Below are 17899 nucleotides of genomic sequence, written 5' to 3'. Positions count from 1 at the left end.
TAGCAAAAGGAAATACATGAACATCCACCTGTCCCGCCTCGCCTCTCTCGTTCTCGCCTGCGCCCTGCCGCTCGGCGCCGTCCACGCCGCCGGCCAGTCCGCCGGCCAGGCGCCCGGCAAGGGTGCCGCAGTCAAGTCCGGGCCGGTCAACGACGACGCCAAGCGCCGCGGCAAAGGCGACCGTTTGCTGACGCGCGACGAACTGCGCGCCTGCATGGCCCTCAACGAAAGCAACGACGCCGGCACCGCCGCGATCGGGCGCCGCCAGGCCGAGCTCGACAAGGAACGCGAGGCGCTGGCCAGCGCGCCGGCGCCGGGCGCGGACGCGCGTGCGCTGGTTGACGAGAAACTCAATGCGGTGAAGCAGGCCGACGCCGCCTACGCCGCCTACGGCAAGACGGTCGAGGACTGGAATGCGCGCATGACCGAATTCGAAGCGCGCTCGAAGGACATGCGCAACGCCGACCGCCGCCGCGCCGTACTCAAGCAGGAACAGGCCGAGCTCAAGACCACCGAAGCCAGGCTCGTGGCCGAGCGCGACAGCGCGATCGCCGCCTACGAGGGCGCGGTCAAGGAAGCGAACGCGCAACTGGCCCAGGGCAGCGGCAGCAAAGCCGCCTGGAACAAGAAGAGCGAAGCGCTGGCCGCCGACGAAAAGGCCCTGCTCGCATCGCGCCGCAAGTGGACCACCGAATGCGGCCAGCGCCGATTCCGTGAAGACGACGAAACTGCGATCAAGGCCGGCAAGTGAACGCACGCTCCGCTCCCGTCACCGACGCAACGGTGCGCGCCGCCCTGGCGCGGGCGCACCAGCACCTGGCCGACAAGAACGTCTTGTCGGCCGAGCTTGAACTGCGCGCCCTGGTCGAGGCGGCGCCGGATTGCGCAGAAGCCTGGCTGCTGCTGTCCGAACTGGCGGCCGGGCGTGGCGACGGCGCGCGCGCGCGCGGATGCGTCGACGCCGCCGCGCGCCACGCGCCCGGCGTGGCCGCGGTCGCCTTGCAGCGCGCCCAGTTGCAGCTGGCCGGCGGCGAGCAGCTCGATGCAGTCGATACCCTGGCCGCGCTGCTGGCCCGTCAACCCAAACAGTACGTGGGCTGGCTGCTGCTGGGCCAGGCATTCGACAGCGCGGGCCGGCATGAACTGGCCTTGCGCGCCTGGTCGCAGGGCCTGCGCCTGGGCCAGGCGGCCGGCCAGCTGACCGGCATGGCCAGTACGCCGCCCGCCTTCCGTCCTGTCATCCAGCACATCATCGCCCAGGTCAACGCGCAGCTGTATGCGCCGGTGATCGCGGGCTTCGAGCGCATGCGCGCGCAGTTCGGCGCCGCCGAGATGGCACGCCTCGAACACGCGCTCGCAGTCTACCTCGGCGCGCGCCAGGATGCTCCGGCAAGCGTGCACCAGAAGCCGAAGTTCCTGTACTTCCCGGGCCTGCCCCAGGGTCCCTACCACGATCCGTTCCTGCACCCGTGGACGGCGCGCCTGGTGGGCTCCTTCGACGCCATCCGCGCCGAGGCGCTGGCGGTACTCGAGGCCGACGCCGGCATCGAACAATTCCTCCAGTTCGCGCCGGGCCAGAGCCGCGACGGCTACCTCGGCGGCGCCGGCAGCAAACCCTCGTGGGATGCGTTCTTCTTCTTCCGCCATGGGCGGCGCTACGCTGAAAACCACGCGCGCTGCCCGGTGACGTCCGGGCTGCTCGACAGCATCGAGCTGTGCGAGGTTGCCGGCCAGGCCCCGGAAGTCTGCTTCTCGGTGCTGCAGCCCGGTACCGACATCATGCCGCACCATGGCGCCACCAACACCCGGCTGGTGATGCACCTGCCGCTTCTGGTGCCGCCGGGCTGCGCCCTGAATGTGCGCGGCGGCGGCGAACACGCGTGGCGCGAAGGCGCACCGATGATGTTCGACGATACCTTCGAGCATGAGGCCTGGAACCGCTCCGACCAGCCGCGCGTCATCCTGCTGATGGATTGCTGGAATCCGCACCTGACGCCGGCCGAACGCATTGCCACGCGCCACGTGGTCGAGCTGATCAGCACCGCCGAAAACTTCACGCCGGCCGATCTCGAGCAGGCGGCCCACGCGCTGCGCGGCTAAAATAGCCTTGCACGACGGCCCGCAGGCATGCCTGCGGGCCTTTTCATTTCCGGGCAGGCGCCCCTGCGCCGGGAAGCGCTCGGGTATCATTGCGCCTTCGCGCACTCGGCGCACCAATCGAACCAACCATGGCAATCAAACTCAAGAACGACAGGGACATCGCGAAGATGCGCGTGGCCGGCCGCATGGCCGCGGAAGTGCTGGAAATGATCTCGGAATACGTCGTCCCCGGCGTCTCCACCGAGGAACTCGACCGCCGCTGCAACGAATACATCCGCAAGGTGCAGAAGGCCACGCCGGCCAACGTCGGCTACCACGGCTTCCCGAAGACCCTGTGCACCTCCGTCAACGGCGTGGTCTGCCACGGCATCCCGAGCGAAAAAGAGATCTTGAAGGACGGCGACATCGTCAACATCGACGTCACCGTCATCAAGGAAGGCTGGCACGGCGACACCAGCCGCATGTACTACGCCGGCACCCCGAGCCCGGAAGCGAAGCGCCTGGTCGACACCACGTTCGAGTGCATGATGGCCGGCATCCGCGCCGTGCGGCCGGGCGCGCGCCTGGGCGACGTCGGCCACGCGATCCAGAAGCTGGCCGAGAGCGCCGGCTATTCGGTGGTGCGCGACTATTGCGGCCACGGCATCGGCCGCGTCTACCACGAAGACCCGCAGGTGCTGCACTACGGCCGCGCCAACACCGGCCTGCTCCTCAAGGAAGGCATGACCTTCACGGTCGAACCGATGATCAATGCCGGCGACGACGAAGTGGCCCAGCTCGAGGACGGCTGGACCGTGGTCACGCGCGACGGCTCGCTCTCGGCCCAATGGGAACACATGATCGCGGTGACCGCGCACGGCGCCGAGATCCTGACGCCCTGGCCGAAAGCCTGAGGCCTGCCCCGCCGTGGACGAAAAAAAAGATGGCCGCCTCGTCACTGCAAGTACCAGGCTTGCAGGGCGAAACGGCCATCCCGTGACGCCCGGCAGGGCGTTTGTGCGTGACGCGGCTTACTTGGCGTTCATCAGGGCAACGGTGGTATCGAGCATGCGGTTCGAGAAGCCCCACTCGTTGTCATACCACGACGAAACCTTCACCAGGCGGCCCGAGACCTTGGTCAGGGTCGAATCGAAGTTCGACGAAGCCGGGTTGTGGTTGAAGTCGATCGATACCAGCGGCTCGGTCTGGTAAGTCAGGATGCCTTTCAGGGCGCCTTCCGAGGCGGTCTTCAGGATGGCATTGACTTCGTCCACCGTGGTGTCGCGCTTGGCGATGAAGGACAGGTCGACCAGCGAGACGTTGATGGTCGGCACGCGGATCGCGAAGCCGTCCAGCTTGCCATTCAGTTCGGGCAGCACCAGGCCGACCGCGGCGGCGGCGCCGGTCTTGGTCGGGATCATGCTCATCGTGGCCGAACGGGCGCGGCGCAGGTCTTCGTGCATCACGTCCGACAGCACCTGGTCGTTGGTATAGGCGTGGACGGTGGTCATCAGGCCGGTTTCCAGGCCGATGGCGTCGTTCAGCGGCTTGACCAGCGGAGCCAGGCAGTTGGTGGTGCAGGACGCGTTCGAGATGACCGTGTCGGTGCTCTTGAGCACGTCCTGGTTGACGCCGAAGACGATGGTGGCGTCGACGTCCTTGCCGCCCGGCGCGGAGATGATGACCTTCTTGGCGCCGCCCTTCAGGTGGGCCGAGGCCTTTTCCTTGGTGGTGAAGAAGCCGGTGCATTCCAGCACGACGTCCACGCCGAGTTCGCCCCATGGGATTTCGGCAGGGTTACGCTGCGCGAACACGCGGATCTTGTCGCCGTTGACGATCATGTTGTCGCCTTCGACCGTGACGGTACCCGGGAACTTGCCGTGCGCCGTGTCGTAGCGGGTCAGGTGGGCGTTCGATTCGGCATTGCCGAGGTCGTTGATCGCGACGATCTGGATATCCTGCTGTTTGCCGCCTTCGTAGAAAGCGCGCAGGATGTTGCGGCCGATACGGCCATAGCCGTTGATGGCAACCTTGATGGTCATACTTTGTGCTCCTGATTAAAAAAAACCGTTAGCAGGCGGGAGAGCTGCGCTTCTCCCGCGACCTTTTACTCTTATATATGCTTATCCAGCGATGACTGCCTTGGCCTTGGCCACGACGTTCTCGACGGTGAAGCCGAAATGCTTGAACAGCACCGGCGCCGGCGCCGACTCGCCGAAGGTGTCGATGCCGACCACCGCGCCTTCCAGTCCAACGTATTTGTACCAGAAGTCGGTCACGCCGGCTTCGATGGCAACACGTGGAACGCCGCGGGTCAGGACACTTGCCTTGTAGTCTGCCTTCTGGCGGTCGAACACGTCGGTCGACGGCATCGACACCACGCGGGCGGCGATGCCCTCGCCCGCCAGCGCATCGAAGGCCTTGACCGCCAGTTCGACTTCCGAACCGGTGGCGATCAGGATGACTTTCGGCGCGGGCGCGTCGCGCAGCACATAGCCGCCCTTGGCGACGTCGGCCACCTGGGCCGCGTCGCGCTCCATGAACGGCAGGTTCTGGCGCGAGAAGATCAGGGTCGACGGACCGTCGCGGCGCTGCACTGCCGCGCCCCAGGCCACTTGCGACTCGACCGTGTCGCACGGACGCCAGTTGTCCAGGCCCGGGATCAGGCGCAGCGACGAAACGTGCTCGACCGACTGGTGGGTCGGACCGTCTTCGCCCAGGCCGATCGAATCGTGGGTGAACACGAACAGCGAGCGGATCTTCATCAGGGAGGCCATGCGCAGCGCGTTGCGGCTGTAGTCCGAGAAGGTCAGGAAGGTTGCGCCGAACGGGATGAAGCCGCCATGCAGGGCGACGCCGTTCTGGATCGCGGCCATGCCGAATTCGCGCACGCCGTAGTTGATGTGGTTGCCCGCGATGCCCGAACGCACCGGTACGATCTCCTTCCAGTTGGTCAGGTTCGAACCGGTCAGGTCGGCCGAACCGCCCAGGAATTCCGGCAGGCTCGGCGCCAGCGCCTGGATCGCGTTCTGCGAGGCCTTGCGGGTGGCGATGGTTTCCTTCTTGTCGACGCAGGCGGCGATGGCGGCGTCCAGCACTTCATTGAAATTACCTGGCAAGTCGCCCCGCATGCGGCGCTCGAGTTCGGCTGCCAGCTGCGGGTGCTGGGCGCGGTAGTCGGCGAACATCGCGTTCCACGCGTTTTCCAGCTCGGCGCCGCGCGCTTTCGCGTCCCAGGCCTGGTAGATTTCGCCCGGAATGTCGAACGGGATCGGGTCCCACACCAGGTGCTGGCGCACGGCCGCGATTTCCTTGTCGCCCAGCGGGGCGCCGTGGACCTTGTCGCCGCCTTCCAGGTTCGGGGCACCCTTGCCGATGATGGTCTTGCAGCAGATCAGGGTCGGACGGTCCGACTGCTTGGCCTGCGCGATCGCGGCCGAGACAGCGGCGACGTCGTGGCCGTCGACGGCCCGGATCACGTTCCAGCCGTAGGCGGCGAAGCGGGCCGGGGTGTCGTCGGTGAACCAGCCTTCGACCCGCCCGTCGATCGAGATGCCGTTGTCGTCGTACAGCCAGATCAGCTTGTTCAGGCGCAGGGTGCCGGCCAGCGAGGCCACTTCGTGCGAGATGCCTTCCATCAGGCAGCCGTCGCCCAGGAAGGCATAGGTGTAGTGATCGACCACCTCGAAGCCGGGACGGTTGAATTCATACGCGAGCAGCCATTCGGCCAGCGCCATGCCGACCGAGTTGGCGATGCCCTGGCCGAGCGGCCCGGTGGTCGTTTCCACGCCGGGCGTGATGCCCACTTCCGGGTGGCCCGGGGTCTTCGAGTGCAACTGGCGGAAGTCCTTCAGGTCGTCCATCGAGACGTCGTAGCCGGCCAGGTGCAGGAGCGCATAGTGCAGCATCGAGCCGTGGCCGTTCGACAGCAGGAAACGGTCGCGGTTCATCCAGCCCGGATTGGCGGGGTTGTGGCGGTAATGCTTGTCCCACAGGGCGACGGCGATTTCCGCCATGCCCATCGGCATGCCCGGGTGGCCGGAGTTGGCTTTCTGGACGGCGTCCATTGCCAGCGCGCGGATTGCGTTGGCCATCAGGGTGGTGGTTTGCATAGATGTCATGAGTGCGTAGGTCTGGAGTGGAAGGCGAAGGCGGTACTGCTGGCCGTAGCCCGATATTCTACCAGAGCCGGATGCTGCCTAAATAAAAAGCGTTCAGGCAAAAAAGTGCCACTTGTCGCGCTGGCGCAGCCGGGAAAGGGGTATTCCGGACAGGCGTGTGAAGGTCTTGCCGCAGGCGCGGCAGCGATAGCGCTGCAGGCCGCGGCTGTGGCCGTGCCGGTGGCTGCGTTCGCTCTTGCAAGCAGGGCAAGGCGGTGGCAGGCAAGCTGCGCCGTCGATCGCCTCGCAAACCCGGTCCAGCCCGAGCGAGGGCCGCAGCGCCTGCACGAGGTGCGCGCGCTGGCGCCTCGTCAATGTACTTAATTGCCGTAGCCATGTTGTGAAGCGTCTTGCCTGCATGTCAGACTCCGCTCGATGGTCGAATGGCAGTTCGACCTCGCTAGCGCCCAGCAGTTCAATTTCTACTCGTAGCGGTGACAGCGCCAAAAAAAATGGCGGACCGGAGTCCGCCATTTCATCGAGTGCAGGCTAAACGATCAGAACTTGACCGAAGCGCCCAGCGTCACGTAACGGCCCACCGCGTCGTAGCTTTGCGGGAAGGTGTTGCCGCTGTTCGGGCCGGTGCCGCCAATGGTGCCGCCGACGATCGGCGGCTTCTTGTTGGCGGCATTGGTGACCGACAGGTTCACGCGCACGTTCTTGTTGACGTTCCAGTTCGCGCTCAGGTCGACGTAGTGGTACGCCGGAATACGCGAGAATTCCGGCAGGAACACGGCGCCGCCCGGCTCTTCGATCACGCTGCTGACATAGCGCCAGTTGTAGCCGACCGACCAGGCACCCATGGTCCAGTTGGTGCGCTGGTTGAACTTGCGCTTGTACACCGGCGCCGAGACGATGTTGTTGCAGGCAACGCTGTAGTAGCCCAGGCAGTCGCGCTCCACCGACGATGGCGTGGCCTGGAACTTGTAGCTGTTGACCTGGTTGGCGCCCAGGCTGAGGTCGAAGTTGCCATAGCGTGCATCCAGACCCAGCTTGCTGGCGGCCAGGCGGTACGACAGGTTCAGGTCGACACCGCTGGTGCGCTGCCTGCCCAGGTTCGACAGCGGCGTGGCGACGCCGCGCGCATCGCCGGCAAAACTCCCGTTGATCGCGCTACGGCCGACCATGCCGCAGAACTCGTTGAGCGTGAAGCCCGGATTCTGGCCGGCGCTGTAGCAGCGCTCCAGGATGTCGGTGGTCGAGGGCGACGAGACCGCGTCCGTGATCTTGATCTCGTAGTAATCGACCGACAGCGCCAGCTTCGGCAAGGGCTCGATCACGAAGCCGATGGTCTTGGTCTTGGCCGATTCCGGTCCGAGGGCCGGGTTGCCGCCAGAAAGATTATTGATCTGGCCCGCGTTCGGCGCCCCCAGATTACCGATGCTGCTCAGCGGAACACCCGTCAGCAGGCACAGGTTCGACAAGGTGCCGGCGCGGTTCGCATCGGCCTGGTTGATGTTGCCCAGCTGGCATGGATCGACAGCCAGGTTCGACAAGCCGGTCACGTTCGGCGCGAACAATTCGTTCACGTTCGGCGCGCGGGTGGCCTTCTGCACCATGCCGCGCACGCGGAACATGTCCACTGGCGCCCACTCGCCACCGGCCTTCCAGCTGCCATAGTCGTCCTTGGCGCTGGCGGTCGCGAACTCGGTCTGGCGATAACCCAGTTCCATGTTGAGGGTGCGGATGAAGGGCAGGTCGCGGGCCAGCGGCACCAGCATTTCGACGGCATATTCCTTCAGCGAGAAGCGGCCCGAGCGGTCAGGCGTCGGCGCGCCGGTGCCGAGCACTTCGTTCTGGATCTGCGAAGCGGCATCGGACTGGGTGCCGGCCGACACCTTGCGCTGCTCGGCCAGCAGCGACATGCTGATCGGCTCCTGCGCGAACGGGCTGCGCACCGCCTGGCCCAGATTGCCGGAGAACGATACGGCAGCCACGTCTTGCTTGACGCTCTGGTTCAGCAGGGCGCTGCTGTTGATGAACCCGGCCTGCGCCGGCGTGATCGACCCTTCGGCGCCGAATACGTTCAGCGGTACGCAGCCATTCGTATTGACGACACAAGTAGTCGTGCTCAGCGCATTGAGCGCCTGCGTGACCTTGGCCAGCGAACCCCAGTTGCGGCGCTGCTGGGTCTGGTCAGCGGTGCCGCGCGTCCACGAGGCGTCGTACGTCCAGTCGTAGGCGATCTCGCCTTTCAGGCCGAGCGTGTACTGCAGCGTCTTGTTGTCGAAGTCGTTATAGCGCGGACCGAGCTCGGTGAAACGGCGGTTGACCAGCAGCGGCACGATGGTCGAGTTGCCCGCCACGCAGTTGGCGGCCGGGATGCCGCGGCGCGCGCAGATCTGCTCGCGGGCGGCTTGCGGAATATACGGGTTGCCGATGGGGATGTTGAAGGTGTTGCTGAACGTTCCAGTCGGCGCCAGCGCGGAAGCGACCTTGCTGTTGGTAACGAAGATTTCGCTGTAAGCCTGGACGTAGTCGTTGATCTTGTAGTTGCCCAGTGCCGTCGCCTGGGTGCGATCCAGGCCGGTCTGGTAGAAATTCGGCGGGTTGAAGTTGTACGTCTGTACCGGCTGCACCAGGCGCCCGCTGGCCGGGTCGATCTGGAACGTGCCGGCCAGGGCCGCGGCGTTGCCGCCGGTTGCGGGCACGCCGGTCGAGAATGCCGCCGGAACGGTGGTGCCGGAACCGCTTGGCAGGCCGGTCGTCGAGCTCAGGCTGGTGACGCCGTACGAGCGCTCGCCCTGGGTCAGCGGATCGGCCTTGGTCTTGCCGATGCTCAGCACGACGTTGCCGCGGCCGCCATCGAGGTTCGCGCCCATCGTCACGTCGGTGCGGCGGCGCTTGGCGTCGCGCTGGTCGGCGGTGGCGCCGTAGGAGGTGGTGACGTCGACGCCGGTGAAGTTCTTGCGCAGGTTGAAGTTGGCCACGCCGGCCACGGCGTCGGCGCCGTAGACGACGGAGGCGCCGCCGGTCAGGATGTCGACGCGGCTGAGCAGGGCCATCGGGATCGAGTTGGTGTCGACCGTGCCGCCGAGGCTGTACGGCACCAGGCGCCGTCCGTTGACCAGTACCAGGGTACGGTTGGTGCCGAGGCCGCGCAGGTCGATCGTCGCGGCGCCGCCGGTACCGTTGTTCGTCGCGGGGCCAATGGCCGGCACCGCCGCCGGCAGGGACTTGAAGAATTCCTCGACCGCCACCGGCTGGGTAGAACGAATCTCTTCTGCCGTCACCGACGAAATCGGGCTGTTCGAATTAAAGCCGGGCGCGGTCAGGCGCGTGCCGGTCACTTCGACGACAGCCGGTTTCTGTTCTTGCGCCCAGGCCCCGGCGCTCAGCCCGGCCAGCACGGCGCCGGAAAACATCAAACGAACGGACCGCGACAATACCTTTTCTCTAGTCATTATTATATCTTCCTCGGATTGAACGACATGAACGCGGCCGGTCCTGGATCGCAGTCCGGCGCGCCGTTCCCAACACAAAATGTCTCCTGGCTTGCGGCCGTCACCACGCCCTCTGCCTGAATGATTCTGCTGGAGGAGATATGACCATTTCGCATTGATGCATGTCAATACAATGATCATACTGTTTCGCAAATACAACAATTGCAATTTTTTATTCCATCTGCATAAAGCGATGTGGCTCGAACATGCGATTGGTCAGCGCCGGTCGGCGCTTTACAATGCGAGCTTTCTTTCATTCATGTGCGAGCGTCCATGCCACGTTTTTACTGTTCCCAGCCGCTCGCCGGCGGCGCCATCGTCGACCTGCCGGAAGCGGTCGCGCACCACCTGCACGTGGTGCGCATGCAGCCCGGGGACGCGCTGACGCTGTTCGACGGGCGCGGCGGCCAATACCACGCCAGTCTGCTCGAGGCCGGCAAGAAGCGCGCCACCGCGCGGGTCGAAGCGCACCAGCCGGTCGAGGTCGAGCTGCCCTACCCCATCACGCTGGCGCAGGGCTTGCCGGAGGGCTCGAAAATGGACTGGATCGTCGAAAAGGCGGTTGAACTCGGTGTGGCGGCGGTGCAGCCGCTGGCGGCGCGGCGCAGCGTGGTGCGCCTGTCGGGCGAGCGCGCGGAAAAGCGCCATGCGCACTGGCAGGGAGTGATCGTGGCGGCGTCGGAACAATGCGGGCGCAACCGGCTGGCGCGGCTGGCGCCGCTGGCCGAGTTCGAACGCTTCATCGCCACGCCCGACAGCCAGCCGCGCATCCTGTTCTCGCCGCGCGCCACGGTCTCGCTGGCCGACTGGGCGCGCGCTGCAGGACCGCAGGCGGCGACGCTGATGATCGGGCCCGAGGGCGGCTTCAGCGAGGGGGAGGAACAGGCGGCGATCGACGCCGGCGCCCTCGCCCTCTCGCTCGGCCCGCGCGTGCTGCGCACCGAGACCGCGGGCCTGGCGGCGCTGGCGGCGCTGGCGGCGCTCTGGGCATGAAAAAACCGCAGGCAAGCCTGCGGTTTTCTTGTGATGCCGTTGCGGGACCAGCGGCGGCATGCCGCCGGCGTCCCGACCCACGCGCTCAGAAGCGGTAGTTGTATTCGGCCGAGACGCGGGCCGAACGTGGTGCCGCATACGAGGAGACGCTGCCGAAGGTGGTTGCGCGGTTTGGACCCGAGTTGTACTGCTCGTTGAGCTTCAGGATCGGCTGTTCGTTGGTCACGTTGAACACGTCCAGCTTCAGCGCCAGGCCCTTGACTTGTACAGGACGGTAAACCAGGTTCATGTCCAGCGACTTGTTCCAGCCGAGACGACCCAAGGTGCCGCGTGGCGCCGGCACGTTGTTCTGCACCGCGGTACGCCCAGGCGTTGCGGTACCGAAGCAGAAGTGCTCGACGCCATAGTTAGGCGATGGGCCCACTGCTTCCCAGTCGGCCGCGGAGGTCGGGTCAGGATCGCCGCCCAGGCAGCCCTTCGGCCGGCCCGACTGGATCGACAGGTTGCCGCCGATGGTGATTTGCGGGGTGATGTCGTAGAAGCCGAAGGCCTTGATCTGGTGCTTGCGGTCGTTCGGCAGCAAGCCATCCGCGTAGCGCATGATCTCCGGGTAGTCCCAGGTCGTGGTGGCGGCAACGTCTGCCTGGCCGGTGTTCAGGTCCGACAGGGTCTGGCCTTCGGTATTGCCCTTGGCGCGGCTGAGCGTGTAGTTGATGCGGCCGTACCAGCCGTTGCGGTAAGGGTGCTCGGCGAACAGATCGAGCGCTGCATAGACGCGCTTGGCCTTCTCGAAACCGAGCTGGGCCGCGGTCAGCTTCACTTCGCGGTACTGGCCGTTCTGCATGTAGTCGATCAGGAAGTTCTGGTCTTCGCCCGGGTTGAACGATGCGCAGCTGAAGTAGGTATAGTGCGGATCTTCCGGATCCCAGGTTGCATCGTCGATCGTCGGGATGTTGTTGGCCAGCGCATAGCGGCGGAACACACGGCCGTCGCAGAAGTCGTCGATGGTCGACTTCAGGCTACGGTAGGTGACCTTCGCACCCCAGTTCAGCGATGGCGAGAAGGCCTGCTCGAAGCCGAGGGTGATTTCGTCCTGGAACGACGGCTCCAGGTTCGTCGACGAGACCGTCTTCGGATCCTTCGCCTGGCCGAACTCGTTGTTCGCCGACAGCGGGTTGGTCAGCTGGGTCAGGCCGGTCGGCAGGCCGTTCGCATCGGTACCGGTGTAGCTGTAGTACTGGCTGGTGTTGAGCGAACCGTTGGCGCCGCGGATGGCGACGATGGTCGGCATCTGCACCGTATAGCGGCCGGCGCTACCGAAGACCTTCAACGACGAATCGCCGTTCACGTCCCAGACGGCCGACAAGCGCGGGGTCAGCTGGTTCTTCTGCTCCAGGTAGGCGACGCCGTCCGAGTTGAGGTTTTCAAAGCTTTCGTTACGCAGGCCGATCGTGACTTGCAGGTCTTTCGTGACCTTCCAGACGTCCTCGATGTACTGGGCGTTCTGCTTGGCGGACGCGTCCGAGGCGGTGGTGAAGGTATTCTTGTTGACGTAATAGCCCTGCGCAGCCAGCGGGCCGTTGCCGGCGAAGGCCGGGATCGAGCCGCCGGGAACGCTGGTCGGCGCGCCCGGGTTGGTGGTACGCTGGTAGATCCAGGAGAAGCCGCCGGCCGTGATGTTGCCGGCGTCGAGCGACACCGTCTTGATGTTGTCCAGGCCGGCGCGGATCGTGTGGCTGCCAAGCTTGTATTCGGCATCGACGCGGAAGAAGTCGACGTCGTCCTTCGAGCCGTTGAAGGGCAGCGAGCCGCTGAAATTCTGCGCGCTGGCATAGTTCAGGCCGGGCGCACGGAATTCTGCACCGGCGGTCACGGATGGCAGGTTCGGGTTGTAGCCGCCCGGCTCGTAGATGTGACGGGTCTGCATCTTGCCGCCGAGGGCGGTGAAGGTCAGCTTGTCGGTCAGGTTGCCGGTGTAGCGCAGGATCTGGATTTCGGCGCCGTTCGGAGCGGCCGCGGTGCCGGAGCTCTCTTCGTGGGTCGTCGAGGTGATCGTGCTGCCGATCGCGCGCGTCGCGTAGTCATAGCCGCGCAGAGCGGTATCGACCTTCGGGTTGTCGCCGATCGCCGTGAATTCGAGGCGGTGGTTGTCGGTGACGTTCCAGTCGAACTTGGTGTAGTAGCGCTTGGTGTCGGTGTAGCGGTCGCGGTAGCCGGACCGGGCATTGGTTGCCGCCGACGTGGTGGCATTGCCGACGACCTGGTGCACTTCCTGCTTGGTTTGCTCGATCGCGGCAAACATGAACAGCTTGTCCTTGATCAGCGGGCCGCCGGCGTAGACGCCGTACTGCTTCTGCTCGACCCTGTTGTCGCTGTTGCGGAAACGCAGGGCGCCCGAGTTGGCCAGGCCGGTATCGGCGAAGTACTGGTCCTTGGCCTTGGCGCGCCAGCTTTCCGGGGTGATCGAGGCCAGGCCGCCGACTTCCCAGGTATTGGTACCGCTCTTGCCGACGATGTTGATCACGCCGCCGACCGAACGGCCGAACTCGGCGCCGAAGCCGCCGGTCTTGATCTCGGCCTGGGCAACGGCGCCGAACGGCAGTTCCGATGCGCCCAGCTGGGTCAGCGGATTGGTAACGGGCATACCGTTGATGTAGTAGGCGTTCTCGGACGGACCGCCGCCACCGATCGAGGCGCCGGCGATGTAGGTCGGGTCGCTCTTGGTCGTGTTCGGCGCCAGCTGGATGATCGCGTCGACGTTGCGGGCAATCGGCAGGCGTGCCAGTTCGCGCGCGGTGAAAGTCGCGCCGTTCGAAGCCGAGCTCACGTCGATGCGGCTACGGCGGCCGCTCACCTGGACGGTGGCGACCTGGGCCGAAGCGAAGACGGCTTCCACGCCCTGGCCGGCAATCACGTCGACGTCCGAAGTCTGGCCATCCATGCTGCCGCCTTGCAACGTGGCGCGGTAGCGGCCGATCGACAGTGCCGAGGCCGAGAAGGAGCCGCTTGGATCGACCGATACGGTACGCTGCTGGTTGGTGTCAAGGTTGCGGATCTGGACCGACGTGGCGGCGCCCGGGGTGATCTTGCCATACAGCGTGCCCGCCACGTTCGATTGCGCAGCCGCCGGTGCCATCACGGCAGCGGACAGAGCGGCAGTGCTGAACGCGATCGACAAAGCGCGTGCTACTACAGTTTTTTTCAACATGTGATTTCCTATTTTTAGCCTCTCTGGTTGATCGGCTCGTTTTTGAAATTTTTTATCAATCACTACAAACTGCGTTTTTCTCCACTTCTACATTTCCATCAATCAATAGATTAATTGATCTCACATCGCGTTTGAATGCGTTCAAACGTTATCTGAACGGAACATAAAACCATAGCAAAAGTACTAATGTCAACGATCAACTATTTCTAATATACATATAAACAACACCCATTCGATGTTGAGGCGAGAGCAACTAAAACGTTTCCTCAAACTGATGCAGTGCAGCGTAACAATGCACTGCAATCGCCATCGCATGCACCATGAGCATGCGTGTTCCAATGCGCGTTTTTCCCGCGCTTTTCCCTCCGAAACAGTTTCTGGGAAATGCTTTATTTATTGCATTGCAATAAACCATCGTATCCAACCGGCGGCTGCCGGCCAGGCATCGCATTCCCGCTACGGCGGCGGACCCTTGCCGGGTTAAAATACGCGTTTGCCGGCCGCCCCCTGCAGTGCGGCACAGTGCTAAGCCCCATCTGGACTTCCCATGCTGCGAATTAACGAACTCAAACTCCCTCTCGACCACCCCGACCACGCCTTGCGCGACGCCATCCTCAAGCGGCTCGGCATCGCCGTCGGCGACCTGGTCGATTTCACCGTCTTCAAGCGCAGCTACGACGCACGCAAGCGGGCCGCCATCGTCCTGATCTACGCGATCGACGTCGAAGTGAAGGACGAGGCGGCGGTGCTCGCGCGCCTGAAGGGCGACCAGCACATCCTCGTCTCGCCCGACACCGGCTACAAGTTCGTTGCCGCCGCGCGTCCGCCGGCCGGCACGCCGCGCCCGGTCGTGGTCGGCACCGGTCCCTGCGGGCTGTTCGTGGCGCTGATCCTGGCCCAGATGGGGCTGAACCCGCTGGTGCTCGAGCGCGGCAAGGTCGTGCGCGAACGTACCGTCGACACCTTCGGCTTCTGGCGCAAGCGCAAGCTCGATACCGAGTCGAACGTGCAGTTCGGCGAGGGCGGCGCCGGCACCTTCTCGGACGGCAAGCTCTACAGCCAGGTGAAGGACCCCAAGCATTACGGGCGCAAGGTGCTCACCGAATTCGTCAAGTCCGGCGCGCCGGAAGAGATCATGTATGTCAGCAAGCCGCACATCGGCACCTTCCGCCTGGTGAAAATGGTCGAGCAGATGCGCGCCGAGATCATCTCGCTCGGCGGCGAGATCCGGTTCGAAACGCGTGTCGACGACATCGTCGTCAGCGACGCGGACGGCGTGCGGCGGGTTGCCGGCGTCGTGCTCGCCAGCGGCGAGCACATCCCGACCAATCACCTGGTGATGGCGGTCGGCCACAGCGCGCGCGACACCTTCGAGATGCTCTACAAGCGCGGCGTGTACGTGGAAGCCAAGCCCTTTTCCGTCGGCTTTCGGGTCGAGCACCCGCAGTCGCTGATCGACGTCTGCCGCTTCGGTCCCAACGCCGGCAACAAGATCCTCGGCGCGGCCGATTATAAAATCGTGCACCACGCCTCGAACGGGCGCTCGGTGTACAGCTTCTGCATGTGCCCGGGCGGCACCGTGGTCGCCGCCTCGTCCGAGGAAGGCCGCGTCGTCACCAACGGCATGAGCCAGTATTCGCGTAACGAACGCAATGCCAACAGCGCCATCGTGGTCGGCATCACGCCCGAGGATTATCCGGGCCACCCGCTGGCCGGCATCGCCTTCCAGCGCGAACTCGAGTCGCGCGCCTTCGTCCTGGGCGGCAGCACCTACGACGCGCCGGGCCAGCTGATGGGCGACTTCGTACGCGGCGTCGCCTCGAAGCAATTCGGCTCCGTCATCCCCTCCTTCAAGCCGGCCGTGCACCTGACCGACCTCGCCCCTTCCCTGCCGCACTACGCGATCGTCGCCATGCGCGAAGCCTTCGTCGCATTCGACAAGCAGATCAAGGGCTACTACAAGGAAGACGCGGTGCTGACCGGCGTCGAGACCCGCACCTCCTCGCCGATCCGCATCAAGCGCCGCGACGACGACCTGCAAAGCCTGAACACGCGCGGCCTGTTCCCGGCCGGCGAAGGCGCGGGCTACGCCGGCGGCATCATGTCGGCGGCCATCGACGGCATCCGCGTGGCCGAGGCGGTGGCCCTGGCCATGGGCATGCCGGCGCCCGCGCTGCAAGCCTGATGCAGGCGCCGGCGGGCAGGCTTGCGCCGCTCCTGGCCATCGTCGGTTCGCTCATCTCGGTGAATGTCGGCGCGGCCTATGCCAAGGGCCTGTTCCCGCTGGTGGGCAGCAGCGGCATCACGGCCGTGCGCGTGGGCCTGGCGAGCATCCTGCTGCTGGCCTTCTGGCGGCCCTGGCGCGCGCCGCTCGCAAAAGGCGACGCCGTCAACGTCGCCATCTACGGCATCATGCTGGGCATGATGAATCTGCTGATCTACGCAGCCTTCGCGCGCATACCGATCGGGGTGGCGATCGCCATCGAAGTCATCGGCCCGCTGGCCGTCGTGGTGTTCTCCTCGCGCCACCTGCGCGACTTCGCCTGGGTGGCCTGCGCCGCCTTTGGCTTGTGGCTGCTCGCGCCGGCGGCGGCGGGGGCGAACGCGCTCGACCCGGTCGGCGTGGCCGCCGCGCTGGGCGCCGGCTTTTGCTGGGCCATGTACATCGTGTTCGGCAAGCGCGTCTCGACGCTCAAGGGCGGGCCCGTGGTGGCCTGGGGGATGTTCGCCGCGGCCCTGTGCACGGTACCGCTCGGGATCGCGCAGGCCGGCAGCGCGCTGTTCGCGCCGGAAGTGCTGTTCGGCGGCCTGGTGGTCGCCCTGCTCTCCTCCATCCTGCCCTATTCCCTGGAAATGATGGCGCTCTCGCGCCTGCCGAGGCGCGTGTTCGGCATCCTGGTCAGCGCCGGCCCGGCCGTGGGCGCGCTGGCAGGCTTCCTGGTGCTGGGCGAAATCCTGAGCACGACACAGTGGCTGGCGATCGGGATGATCGTGGTGGCCACGGCCGGGAGTGCCGCCACCGCGAACCGCGGCTGATCCGGTTTCAGAGCCAGCCGGATTTCTTGAACCGGTAGTAGAGATAGCCGCAGACGCCGATCATGACGCAGACGGCCATCGGATAGCCGTAGCGCCACTTCAGCTCCGGCATGAATTCGAAATTCATGCCCCAGATGCCGGCGAAAGCGGTAAACACGGCGAAGATGGCGGCATAGGCGGCCAGCTTCTTGTTGATGTCGTTTTCCTCGATCGCGACCATCGACAGCGTCACCTGGATCGCGGTGGCGATGGTGTCGCGGATGGTGTCGAGGCGGCCCGAGATGCGCAGCAGGTGGTCGTGGACATCGCGGAAATAATCCTGGGTCTGGCCGGCCACCGCCGGCACCCGCCCGCCATGCAGGCGGCCAACGGCATCCATCAGCGGGATCACCGCGTGGCGCAGTACCAGCGTGTTGCGCTTGAGGTCATACAGGCGCTCGATGTTGTCGCGCTGGGCGCCCTCGCCGCCGAAGATGCGGTCCTCGATCGCTTCGAGATCCGATTCGAGCTTGTCGACGATGGGGAAATAGCGGTCGACGACGGCGTCCATCAGTGCATACAGCACGAAGCCGGAACCCATTTTCAGCATTTGCGGATCGCGCTCGGTGCGCGCCCGCACGCCGAGAAAACCCTGGGCCGAATCGCGCCGCACCGACAGCACGTAATTCGGGCCGGCGAAGACCGCGACCTCGCCGGAGACCATGTCGTCGCCGTCCAGGTTGACGGTATGGACGACGGCGAACACGGAATCGCCGTATTCCTCGAGTTTCGGGCGCTGGTGGCCGCGCGAGGCGTCCTCCACGGCCAGCTCGTGCAGGCTGAATTCCTCCTGCATCGTGGCCAGTTCGCCCTGCTCGGGATCGCGCAACGCGACCCACACGAAGCAGCCGGGAATCTTCAGGTACTCGCTGATATCCTCGACGGGGATATCCGACAGTTTCTTGCCTTCCTGGTAGGCGACGCAGTTGATCAGCATGAGG

11 protein-coding genes and 1 pseudogene are annotated in these 17899 nt (G+C 65.2%); 6 read left to right on the top strand and 6 right to left on the bottom strand.

The annotated features are described in order from the left end of the window. Positions 1-16 precede the first annotated feature (16 nt). The 3 genes from ACFPOU_RS01965 (at position 17) to map (ending at position 2993) form a co-directional block, all read left to right on the top strand. Positions 17-751 carry a hypothetical protein gene (locus ACFPOU_RS01965; protein ID WP_379716386.1) on the top strand — a complete coding sequence of 245 codons (735 nt, stop codon included), beginning with the start codon at positions 17-19 and terminating at the stop codon, positions 749-751. Next, on the top strand, positions 748-2100 hold the full coding sequence (locus ACFPOU_RS01960; RefSeq protein WP_379716383.1) for an aspartyl/asparaginyl beta-hydroxylase domain-containing protein: 1353 nt from the start codon (positions 748-750) through the stop codon (positions 2098-2100). The genes ACFPOU_RS01965 and ACFPOU_RS01960 overlap by 4 nt, the downstream gene beginning before the upstream one ends. Before the next feature lie 128 nt (positions 2101-2228). After that, a complete protein-coding gene (gene map, locus ACFPOU_RS01955) occupies positions 2229-2993 on the top strand; it encodes a type I methionyl aminopeptidase (protein WP_379716380.1) in 765 nt (254 codons plus the stop codon). Between the two features lie 117 nt (positions 2994-3110). Here map and gap read toward each other — a convergent pair whose 3' ends face one another. From gap to ACFPOU_RS01935, 4 genes and pseudogenes are all read right to left on the bottom strand, one after another. After that, positions 3111-4121, bottom strand: a complete 1011-nt coding sequence (gene gap / locus ACFPOU_RS01950) for a type I glyceraldehyde-3-phosphate dehydrogenase (protein ID WP_379716376.1) — start codon at positions 4119-4121, stop codon at positions 3111-3113. Positions 4122-4202: 81 nt separating this feature from the next. Further along, complete coding sequence (gene tkt, locus ACFPOU_RS01945) at positions 4203-6200, bottom strand: transketolase (RefSeq protein ID WP_379716373.1); 1998 nt, start codon at positions 6198-6200, stop codon at positions 4203-4205. 108 nt (positions 6201-6308) lie between these two features. After that, a pseudogene (locus ACFPOU_RS01940) lies at positions 6309-6449 on the bottom strand (IS1/IS1595 family N-terminal zinc-binding domain-containing protein); the annotation flags it as partial. Positions 6450-6736: 287 nt separating this feature from the next. Continuing rightward, positions 6737-9625 (bottom strand): TonB-dependent receptor domain-containing protein, encoded by a 2889-nt coding sequence (locus ACFPOU_RS01935; protein ID WP_379716370.1) that lies wholly within the window; start codon positions 9623-9625, stop codon positions 6737-6739. A 330-nt stretch (positions 9626-9955) separates the two neighbouring features. On the opposite strand from ACFPOU_RS01935, the gene ACFPOU_RS01930 reads away from it, so the two are divergent. After that, positions 9956-10675 carry a 16S rRNA (uracil(1498)-N(3))-methyltransferase gene (locus ACFPOU_RS01930; RefSeq protein ID WP_379716368.1) on the top strand — a complete coding sequence of 240 codons (720 nt, stop codon included), beginning with the start codon at positions 9956-9958 and terminating at the stop codon, positions 10673-10675. A gap of 85 nt (positions 10676-10760) precedes the next feature. Here the strand turns inward: ACFPOU_RS01930 and ACFPOU_RS01925 are convergent, their stop codons facing one another. After that, the gene (locus ACFPOU_RS01925) at positions 10761-13883 is read right to left on the bottom strand and encodes a TonB-dependent receptor (RefSeq protein ID WP_379716365.1); all 3123 of its coding nucleotides are present in this window, start codon (positions 13881-13883) and stop codon (positions 10761-10763) included. 547 nt (positions 13884-14430) lie between these two features. Here ACFPOU_RS01925 and ACFPOU_RS01920 point away from each other — a divergent pair. Beyond that, complete coding sequence (locus ACFPOU_RS01920; protein ID WP_379716362.1) at positions 14431-16068, top strand: NAD(P)/FAD-dependent oxidoreductase; 1638 nt, start codon at positions 14431-14433, stop codon at positions 16066-16068. Continuing rightward, a complete protein-coding gene (locus ACFPOU_RS01915) occupies positions 16068-16919 on the top strand; it encodes an EamA family transporter (protein WP_379716359.1) in 852 nt (283 codons plus the stop codon). The genes ACFPOU_RS01920 and ACFPOU_RS01915 overlap by 1 nt, the downstream gene beginning before the upstream one ends. 7 nt (positions 16920-16926) lie before the next feature. On the opposite strand, the gene corA is transcribed toward ACFPOU_RS01915, so the two are convergent. Then, positions 16927-17895 carry a magnesium/cobalt transporter CorA gene (gene corA / locus ACFPOU_RS01910; protein WP_379716356.1) on the bottom strand — a complete coding sequence of 323 codons (969 nt, stop codon included), beginning with the start codon at positions 17893-17895 and terminating at the stop codon, positions 16927-16929. Positions 17896-17899 lie beyond the last annotated feature (4 nt).

It is taken from the genome of Massilia jejuensis (genome assembly GCF_042656795.1).
GTDB lineage: Bacteria > Pseudomonadota > Gammaproteobacteria > Burkholderiales > Burkholderiaceae_D > Telluria > Telluria jejuensis.
Note: the sequence above shows the minus strand (reverse complement) of the source record. Positions and strands in the feature narration are given on the sequence as shown.

Coding starts and splice junctions, on each gene's coding strand:
- ACFPOU_RS01965 (WP_379716386.1), top strand. CDS start 17: ATGAACATCCACCTGTCCCGCCTCGCCTCTCTCGTTCTCGCCTGCGCC.
- map (WP_379716380.1), top strand. CDS start 2,229: ATGGCAATCAAACTCAAGAACGACAGGGACATCGCGAAGATGCGCGTG.
- gap (WP_379716376.1), bottom strand. CDS start 4,121: ATGACCATCAAGGTTGCCATCAACGGCTATGGCCGTATCGGCCGCAAC.
- tkt (WP_379716373.1), bottom strand. CDS start 6,200: ATGACATCTATGCAAACCACCACCCTGATGGCCAACGCAATCCGCGCG.
- ACFPOU_RS01930 (WP_379716368.1), top strand. CDS start 9,956: ATGCCACGTTTTTACTGTTCCCAGCCGCTCGCCGGCGGCGCCATCGTC.
- ACFPOU_RS01925 (WP_379716365.1), bottom strand. CDS start 13,883: ATGTTGAAAAAAACTGTAGTAGCACGCGCTTTGTCGATCGCGTTCAGC.
- ACFPOU_RS01920 (WP_379716362.1), top strand. CDS start 14,431: ATGCTGCGAATTAACGAACTCAAACTCCCTCTCGACCACCCCGACCAC.
- ACFPOU_RS01915 (WP_379716359.1), top strand. CDS start 16,068: ATGCAGGCGCCGGCGGGCAGGCTTGCGCCGCTCCTGGCCATCGTCGGT.
- corA (WP_379716356.1), bottom strand. CDS start 17,895: ATGCTGATCAACTGCGTCGCCTACCAGGAAGGCAAGAAACTGTCGGAT.